Annotated in this window: 7 protein-coding genes; 6 read left to right on the forward strand and 1 reads right to left on the reverse strand. The window is 41.4% G+C overall.

The window, feature by feature from the left end; translation table 11 throughout:
* The first annotated feature begins 96 nt into the window (after positions 1-96).
* The 3 genes from G4P69_RS25345 (at position 97) to G4P69_RS25355 (ending at position 2,761) form a co-directional block, all read left to right on the forward strand.
* Positions 97-456: a rhodanese-like domain-containing protein gene (locus tag G4P69_RS25345; protein ID WP_208340036.1), complete on the forward strand. Its 360-nt coding sequence runs from the start codon at positions 97-99 to the stop codon at positions 454-456.
* A gap of 448 nt (positions 457-904) precedes the next feature.
* A complete protein-coding gene (gene hrcA / locus G4P69_RS25350; RefSeq protein ID WP_208340037.1) occupies positions 905-1,990 on the forward strand; it encodes a heat-inducible transcriptional repressor HrcA in 1,086 nt (361 codons plus the stop codon).
* A gap of 93 nt (positions 1,991-2,083) precedes the next feature.
* Entirely contained in the window at positions 2,084-2,761 is a 678-nt protein-coding gene (locus G4P69_RS25355) for a DUF2834 domain-containing protein (protein WP_208340038.1), read from the forward strand.
* Positions 2,762-2,824: 63 nt separating this feature from the next.
* Here G4P69_RS25355 and crtW read toward each other — a convergent pair whose 3' ends face one another.
* Positions 2,825-3,586, reverse strand: coding sequence for a beta-carotene ketolase CrtW (gene crtW / locus G4P69_RS25360; protein ID WP_310834216.1), 762 nt, complete (start codon positions 3,584-3,586; stop codon positions 2,825-2,827).
* A gap of 744 nt (positions 3,587-4,330) precedes the next feature.
* On the opposite strand from crtW, the gene G4P69_RS25365 reads away from it, so the two are divergent.
* The 3 genes from G4P69_RS25365 to G4P69_RS25375 all read left to right on the forward strand — a co-directional run bounded on the left by G4P69_RS25365 (position 4,331) and on the right by G4P69_RS25375 (position 6,260).
* Positions 4,331-4,669 (forward strand): hypothetical protein, encoded by a 339-nt coding sequence (locus tag G4P69_RS25365; RefSeq protein ID WP_208340039.1) that lies wholly within the window; start codon positions 4,331-4,333, stop codon positions 4,667-4,669.
* Between the two features lie 117 nt (positions 4,670-4,786).
* On the forward strand, positions 4,787-4,939 hold the full coding sequence (locus G4P69_RS25370; protein ID WP_208340040.1) for a hypothetical protein: 153 nt from the start codon (positions 4,787-4,789) through the stop codon (positions 4,937-4,939).
* 196 nt (positions 4,940-5,135) lie between these two features.
* Entirely contained in the window at positions 5,136-6,260 is a 1,125-nt protein-coding gene (locus G4P69_RS25375; RefSeq protein ID WP_243903055.1) for a tetratricopeptide repeat protein, read from the forward strand.
* The last annotated feature ends 72 nt before the right edge of the window (positions 6,261-6,332 follow it).

The raw sequence follows: 6,332 nt of genomic DNA on the forward strand, positions 1-6,332 counted from the left end.
TTAAGCCTGAAGAGGGCGGTATGATCGGATAACTGTACCCAAGCTCTTATTTATCTAGGAAGGGGTACTTCTGTTCCTTATTTGCTGTTTCCTTTTATGTCAGTTCAATCTTTTGGTCAACCTATTACCCAAATTAGTGTGGAGGAGCTTGAACAACGTCTAGCTTCTAATGATCCTGGTATTCAGCTAATAGATGTACGTGAACCACAAGAAGTGGCGATCGCTCATGTAGAAGGTTTTGTAAACTTACCTTTGAGTGAATTTAGTAGTTGGGCGGAGGAAATCCCAACTATGTTTGATCCGCACGCTGAAACCTTGGTAATTTGTCACCACGGCGTTCGCTCTGCTCAGATGTGTCAATGGCTAACGTCTCAGGGATTTACAAATGTGAAGAATGTTGCAGGTGGGATTGATGCGTACTCAAGCCTTGTTGACCCTTCAATTCCTCAGTATTAACAGCCAATCCAACACTATAGTTTGGATTTCTTGACTCTTTGTGATTATGTAGTTGGCTAACAACGACTAACTTTTGCTATTCTTATGATATAGCAAACTACTTAAGTACTTCATCGCTCAACATTTATTATTTTAGTGGTGATTTTACAAAGCTTGGGGGGAATTATGTTATTACAAGGTAACATATGATGCTGTCAACAACCTAAACTAATGCTTTGCTATAGTCTACAAGATGCACGGTTTCCAAGCCTATCGGGAAGTTTATATGAGAATTGAATACAAACCTTACGGAAAGCAGCTTTAGATTTCTTAGAGTTGATCCTCCGCAAGAAATGTAAATCATCTGCGAACGTAACCACACTACTATTATGAATCTTTTTTCAAACCATCTTTACAATTCTTTTTGAACTTTCATTAAAGTTTTGCTTTACTTTAGTAAATTATCCTTATGCAAGTCCAGCTAACTGATCGACAACAACATATACTTCGAGCAACTGTACGCCACTACATAGCCACAGCAGAACCGGTTGGTTCTAAAGCTCTGGTAGAGGAGTACAATCTAGGCGTTAGCTCAGCCACAATTCGGAATATCATGGGTGTGCTAGAAAAAGTCGGGTTACTGTACCAACCTCATACGTCTGCCGGACGTATACCTTCTGACTCTGGTTATCGCATTTATGTAGATCAGTTGATTACACCCCCTGAAACTTTACCACGAGACTTGGAAGTAGCGCTACAAAATCGGCTGAATTTTGAAGATAGGAGTTTGGAAGGTCTACTGCAAGGAGCAGCGCAAATTTTAGCGACTATAAGTGGCTGCATAAGCTTGATTACTATGCCTCAAGCCGGAAGCGCAGTGCTACGGCACTTGCAGCTTGTCCAAATGGAAGCTGGAAGAGTAATGCTAATCGTAGTCACTGATAGCTATGAAACACATTCGGCGTTGATGGATCTGCCCAAAGGGAAACAAACAGAACTGGATACAGAGGTCATTGATCGTGAGTTACAGATTGTTTCTAACTTTTTAAACAGTCATCTGCGGGGTAAAAGCCTTGTAGAAATCAAAGCCCTTGATTGGAGTCAATTGGATCGCGATTTCCAGTGCTACGGAGACTTTTTGAAAAAAGCGCTTACAGAACTTACTCGTCGTACCTTAGCACCATCTGCTACACAAATAATGATTCGCGGGGTATCAGAAGTTTTGCGCCAGCCAGAATTTTCTCAGTCTCAGCAAGTACAAACAATCATGCAATTGCTGGAGGAAGAACAAGAACAACTATGGCATCTTATATTTGAAGAACCAGAAACAGAAGAATGCGGTAAGCCACGGGTTACTGTTCGCATAGGTGCGGAAAATCCTCTGCAACCGATACAGACTTGTTCTTTAATTTCTTCTACTTACCGTCGGGGTACCACATCGGTAGGTAGTGTTGGTGTTTTGGGACCAACGCGCTTGGATTATGAGAGTGCGATCGCGGTGGTTTCCGCTGCAGCTGATTATCTGTCAGAGTCTTTAAGTTATTTCAATCTTTGAGGAAATAGGCAATAGGGAATAGAGAATATGCAACTGCTAACAGCTAATATAACTGGGTAGTAGATATTCAATAATTTTGCTTGGCGACTTATTATGGTCAGAAAAATTGCTTTCGGAGCGTTTTGGCTAGGATTTTTGACTTACGCCTTTATCTTCGCTCCTCCTGATCAGCCTGACACATTAGAATTAATTAAAAATCTTTCGATTGGTCAATGGCAAGGAATCAACCCCATTATTGTCGCACTATTCAATATTATGGGTGTCTGGCCAGCAATATACAGTTGTGTGCTATTTATTGATGGCAGAGGGCAAAAAATCCGTGCTTGGGTTTTTGCAACAGCTTCTTTTGCCGTAGGCGCATTTGCTTTGTTACCTTATTTAGCGCTTCGAGAACCAAATCAAAAGTTTGTTGGAAACAAGAACGCCTTTATCAAAGTGCTTGATTCTCGCTTGACTGGTATTGCTTTAACTATAGCAGCATCCCTTATAGTAATTTATGGCTTCAGTGGCGGAAATTGGACAGATTTTGTTCACCAGTGGCAAACTAGCCGCTTTATCCACGTCATGAGTTTAGATTTTTGTTTACTTTGCCTATTGTTTCCTACGCTCTTAAAAGATGACATGGCGCGGCGGGATGTTAAGAATCCTCAGTTGTTCTGGTTAATATCATTAGTACCTCTATTTGGTCCGTTGCTATATTTGTGCGTGCGTCCACCGTTACAAGAAGTTGGTGAAAGTCCAAATATAGCTAACATGCAAGCACAACAATGACCGGAACAGTTATCAGTTATCAGTCATCAGTTTGTTTTGGTATAACTTCATGCATCCCCCTTCTCAGAGGCTTCCTACATTCTCCCTATGAACTTTCGGTAATTGCCACCAAGGGACATTAGGATATTCGTGATGCTCGTAATGATAGCCGAAATGATAGCAGGTGAGAAACGACCACCAAATAGGATAGGAAATAGTTCTGGCGCGGTGAGGTTCACTATAGCCGTCTTGAGGCTCTCTATGAGGCAAAAAAGTACCAAAATAAAATAATTGTAACGAACTTAAAATACATGGTACTGCCCAAAAGTAATTGAGATTAGCTCTGGGTATATGTAAGATGTAATGAGAAGAGTTATAGATAATGGTTATTAAAATCATTTGCGACCAAGTCGCGTAACCCTTCATAAAATGAAGATACCAAGCAAAGAAATTTTTGTTCTTTCCATCGTGGAAATCAGGATCTAGATCACTAGCAGGATAGCGGTGATGCATCCAATGCTTCCTTAATAATGCTTTGTAGGGTAAGCATCCATAAAGCACTGCACACATTGACCCAATTAGATGATTAATTTTGGTGTTTTCAGGAAATACTGTTCCATGCATAGCATCATGAGCAGTAATAAATAATCCTGTATACAGAAATGTTTGCCAAAGTATGGCAATGAATAAGACGAAAAAATTCAGGTTGGCAATATTTACAGAGAGTAATAAAACCAAGCTAATTGCTGATACACCCATAATTGCAGTTGCAATTAATACTCCAGCAAGCGTAGATACACTAGAAAGTTTTATCGACTGACTAGGTAACTGTTCTGCTTGATTCACGTTTTTGACCTGCCTTCAGTAAAAAAAGTAGCAATATGCACAAGCCTCTAGAAAACAAAGCTCTATTAAGAGTCTATAGTGTGCATTACGTCAACAATAACACTCTTTGTGTAGAGATATTAAGATTTTTAAAATAAAACGAAGCTCTCTCTTAGGTATGAAAAGCATTGCCGGTTCTTGTAGGCTAGACTACAGTAAGAATATTTACTAGAAAATATACCATTGGACGCGATTGCGTTCGCGTAAAGAGAAAGCGGGCATAGCTGCGCGTCGGGCGAAGCCTCTCCGCCCTTGAGAAGCGTCTCGAAGAGAAGCTGCGAAACGCCGATCGCGCAAAGCGCAAGAGCAAACCGAACGCATGGATTCGCGCCTCAGGGATGGAAAGGTCACACCAGGGATTAAGTTAAAAGCGTGACTTCGTAAAGTGCATTACCCCTAGAGTCCCAGCTATCCACTCAAATGATAACTACAAAAAATGGGCGTTCTGTTACTGTTCTCTGCGCAGAGACATGGTTTAGCTAAACGTAAAGACAGATAGGTGCCCAGAATCAAGCTCTGACTTTTGTTAGAGGGATGATTAAGTTTTTATAGATAGCCTTGAAAAGTATTCAGTCCGAGTTAATTAGCTAGAAAATGGGTTGGATTTTGACTCAATTTCCACTCGTTTACCTGTAATTGAAATGGGCTGCTTCTTAACCGTGAAACTGCTGATTAGTATTAAGAACAAACTAATGGAGTCATATCATGACAAATCTAATTTCAAAGACAATCGCTGGTATCAGTAACCTCTTTAAAGAGCTTCAGGTAAAGCGTTTTGTAGCTGTTGTCCTAGTTGGGTTTTTAGTGCTTACAACAAGCATTGGTTCTGAGCATAGCAGCAAAGCCGTAACCGAGAGCGTTAAATCAGCTCTTAATCAAAATGATTCCCAAAGACCAAAAACAACAGGTGAATGGAATAGAGAAGCTCGTGAAACCGAAGGTGCTCCTGGTGAACGAGCTAAGAGAATTGTTGGTCAATCAGCGGAAGCTATCAAAGACTTCGGTTCAGTATACCCAGACACTGCTAAAAGAACTGCTGAATGATGACCAACATTCGTAACTGAAAGTATTAGCCGCTTAATCCCGCTTTTGTTACCTTCAGTAGAGAATAATCCGCAACCTCTATAGGAAATATGCAGAAAACCTTTGAGGACTAGGTGTATGAGCACCAATGTCCGCGCTGCCTTAGAGGAGATATTGCCACGATTAAAATCGGGGGCAACAAAAACCCGCATTCATCCACCAGTCGCACAGAATTCCCAAGCTGAATTCTGTGCGATTGACGCATGTGTTCTTCTTCGTTACATACAATAACCACTCTTCTCTTGTCAGACGTCATGGAGTCCGGACGCTGCGCGTCCTACATTTGTGCGGTTTTGGAAACTACATAACTATCTCTCCTATACCGTGAACCAAAAAGCTTTTATAGATGAAAGACAGATCCAATATCCTAGTGCCATTCGTATATAACCTTAAGACAGAATGCTGAATTCTAGATTTTAGATGGAAAATGATGCGTTCATACAAACTGGGATTGTTGCGTGTATCTATTACCCTGCTGACAGCCGTATCAACATCTTTTGCTACTAACCCAGCAGCATTTACAGTATCGCAGGTATTAGCACAAACTACGAATGAGCAGAAAACGCAAGCAGACCAACTATTTCAACAAGGTAGACAGCAATATAAAACTAGTAAATTTCAAGCAGCATCACAGTCTTGGCAACAAGCACTTATGATTTACAGGCAGATCAAAGACCGTAAAAGTGAGGGAAAGGCACTGGGTAATCTCGGTCTTGCTTACCTACATTTGGGAGACTATGCCAAAGCTATTGACTATGAACAACAGTACTTGGCAATCGCCAGGCAGATCAAAGACCGTCAAGGAGAGGGAGCAGCGTTGGGTGATCTTGGTCTTGTCTACGATTCTCTGGGAGAGTACGCTAAAGCTATCGACTACCAACAGCAGGCGTTGACAATAGTCAGGGAACTCAAAGACCATAAAGGTGAGGGGGCGGCGCTGGGTAATCTTGGTAGGGTCTACTTATCTTTGGGAGACTACGCCAAAGCTATTAAATATCAACAGCAGGCGTTGGCAATAGCTAGGCAACTCAAAGATCTTGAAAATGAGGGAGCCGCGCTGGGTAATCTTGGTAATGCCTACTATTTACTGGGAGACTACACCAAAGCTATCGACTATCAACAAGAGGCGTTGACAATAGCCAGACAGATCAAAGACCATCAAAGTGAGGGAGCGGCGCTGGGTAATCTTGGTAATGCCTACTATTTACTGGGAGACTATATCAAAGCTATTGACTACCAACAGCAGCACTTAGCAATATCCAGGCAGATCCAAGATCGTCAAGGTGAGGGGGCGGCGTTGGGTAATCTTGGTAATGCCTACTATTTACTGGGAGACTACACCAAAGCTATCGACTACCAACAGCAACACTTAGCAATATCCAGGCAGATCCAAGATCGTCAAAGCGAAGGTATAGCGTTGAACAATCTAGGGTATGCTCTTTACAAAAAAGGTAACCTTGTCCTAGCTGAGAAAACCTTATTTGAGGGAATAACTGTTCTTGAATCTGTGCGAGGTAAATTAGATGATCGCAACAAAGAGTGTTATTGTTGACGTAATGCACACTATAGACTCTTAATAGAGCTTTGTTTTCTAGAGGCTTGTGCATATTGCTACTTTTTTTAC

Source organism: Aetokthonos hydrillicola CCALA 1050 (assembly GCF_017591665.1).
GTDB lineage: Bacteria > Cyanobacteriota > Cyanobacteriia > Cyanobacteriales > Nostocaceae > Aetokthonos > Aetokthonos hydrillicola.